The organism is Psychroserpens sp., from assembly GCF_045105015.1.
Lineage (GTDB): Bacteria > Bacteroidota > Bacteroidia > Flavobacteriales > Flavobacteriaceae > Psychroserpens.
In genome coordinates this window covers 1-2,584 of the sequence record NZ_JBGCCX010000062.1, presented here as the reverse complement: position 1 = coordinate 2,584, position 2,584 = coordinate 1, and the positions used below count along the sequence as shown (strand labels likewise).

The 2,584-nt window shown below is 31.7% G+C and carries 3 protein-coding genes; all 3 read right to left on the bottom strand.

The features are described from left to right. A partial coding sequence (locus tag AB8B90_RS05005) for a glycosyltransferase (protein WP_405334289.1) occupies nt 1-149 on the bottom strand: 149 nt, incomplete at its 3' end. A 36-nt stretch (nt 150-185) separates the two neighbouring features. Continuing rightward, entirely contained in the window at nt 186-1,553 is a 1,368-nt protein-coding gene (locus tag AB8B90_RS05000) for an LTA synthase family protein (protein WP_405334286.1), read from the bottom strand. A gap of 689 nt (nt 1,554-2,242) precedes the next feature. Further along, nucleotides 2,243-2,476 (bottom strand): DUF433 domain-containing protein, encoded by a 234-nt coding sequence (locus tag AB8B90_RS04995; RefSeq protein WP_405334284.1) that lies wholly within the window; start codon nt 2,474-2,476, stop codon nt 2,243-2,245. Nucleotides 2,477-2,584: the final 108 nt, after the last annotated feature.

Sequence of the window (2,584 nt, the reverse complement as noted above, 5' to 3'; positions counted from 1 at the left end):
AATTGACCGCAGATTTCCTTTGTTTTATCGGTACTGAGAGAATCTATGACAACTATTTCGTCTACTACAGGAAGTAAGGATTCGATGCATGCCTGAATATGCTTCTCCTCGTTTAGTGTAATAATAACTCCTGATAGTTGTACAGGCATAAATCTGATCGGTAAAATAGTCAAAACCTAAGATAGTTAATTATTAGGTAGCTTTGTTTGACCAGATAATATCATCTCTTGATGCACTTGCATGTTCGACCGAGCATATTTAGCCATTTTATTTGCTTTATCTTTATTCTGAATAAAATAATCCGTTCTGTCTTTTTCCCTGTAGTTATAAAGTGCCATTGTTTTTTCTTTCATAATACAAAAATGAGTAGTATCTAAAATCCCTATTTTGTCATCATCATTAATAATAGCAAATTCTCTATTCTCATTTATTAAATCTATTCCCAACGTATTGTTTATGTACGGCTGTTTGATTAACCCCATGATGGTAGGAAATATATCGACTTGATTTCCCATTTTCTTATACGATTTGGGTGATTTTATTAGGTTGGGAGAATAGAATAATAAAGGAATATGAAAGTAATTTAAGGAAATATCATAGGTCGCACTCATAGGAACACCATGGTCAGCAACAAAAACAAAAAGGGTATTGTTAAACCACTTTTGTTTTGAGGCTGATTGAATAAAACTTTTTAATGACCAATCCGCATATTCTACAATTTGTTTTCCGATTTCGTCTGTTTTTGGCTTGAAATAATCAGGAACATAGAAAGGACCATGATCACTAGTCGTCATAAATGTTACAAAAAAGGGATTATCTTCTTTTGCCAAATCATTAATGATAGGCATAGAGTAGCGAAACATATAATCATCTGGTACACCTAAAGTTGTTTTAACCTCACTAATTGGGTAATCAGCCTGACTGATAATATGTTGAAAATTATTAGTCCTTAAAAAGCCTTCTATATTATCGTATTGGCTATCATGTGTTGTAAAATAAGTAGTCGAATACCCTTTGTCTTTGAGTGTTTTACTAAGTCCCGTATACTCCCTTATGTTTTTCATCGTATGTTGACGGTATAGAGCTGGGAATGAAAATAAACTACTAAAAATACCGTTGAATGTATGTTTACCAGCACTGTACATGTTTTCAAAGTAAATAGAACTATGTGATAAACTATCTAAGAAAGGTGTAATATTATTTTTATTGCCGTGCCGTGTCATTTTAGCAACACTCATACTTTCCATTATGATAAGTACAATATTAGGTTTTATAGACACAACCGTATCGTATGTAACATCTCTAGCGATTGGAGACTCAACATAGTCTGTTCCTTTATTGTTTAAATAGGATTGTACATTACTGAAAGCTTCGTCTTTTCCCATGAAGTGTACCAAATCATTGTCACTATCTGTACTATCTAAATAACTACGGATTAAAGTAAAAACAGGATTTAACCCTAGTTTATTTAAAAAAGCATTATCAGAGAAATAAGCAGTGCCTATCCTTATAGGAGACTTTTTTTGGATACGTCCTCTAATACCTAAGAACATAAGAGCAAGGAATAGCAGCGTTACTATTATATTAATGAATATTTTAATTTTACCTGTTGAGTGTAGTTCTTTCTTCTTAAATATTTTTGATAAAAAGTAAAAAAATAAAACATTAAGGATAATAAAAGGGATACTAATCAAAAAGTATTTTGGCTCTTGAATAATCATGGAGACTACAAAATCTATATTTTCAACCCACGCAAAAGCACCAACTGAAAGCCTATCATAAAATTGGTTGAAATAAGGCACATCTGCCGCTGAGATAAAGAAAGCAAAAGTGAAGGTGATGAAAATCCAATAGAAAAAAAAACTATGTATTACCGTTGAATTTATTCTTAGTATATCAGTAATTACGAGTATTAAAGCAGGAATAAATAAAAGGTAACCAGAGATAACGATATCAAATCGTACGCCCATAATAAAAGATTGAATAATAGTAGTTATCAACGTGTCCTCATGTACTCTATCTAACTCTGTTAAGAATAAGATGAATCTAAAAGTGGTGAAAATTGCCAGTACAAGCAGGTAAACGGTTAAAATTAACTTGACGCTTTTATTCATGAGTATGATTGGTAAAATAGTCTAATCAAAGATAGTTATTTCAGTAATGTAAAATAGGAGTGAAACAAAAAATCCTTTCCACAAAGGTGAAAAGGATTTTAGTTAATACATTTAATTAGTCTAATGTATTAGGCTACATTTTTGATTGAATAGTGATTATTCATCAATTTACTAGCAAAACGTAGAGCTGTTTGGATATCCTTCTTTGTTAATACAGGATAATTTTCCAGTACTTCCTTTTCTGAGTCCTCAGCAGCTAAGAATTCTAAAATTGTGGTTACACCAATTCTAGTACCCTTAAATGTAGGTTTACCATTACATACCGAAGGATCCGAAATAATATTATCTAGTAATTGTATCATATCTTGTAAACAGTAAGTTACGAATAATTAGTTCCTTTTAAACATGCAGCGCTCTATTATCAGTAGCTGCTAAACAGGCTTCTTTTAGTGCTTCAGTGAAGGTTGGAT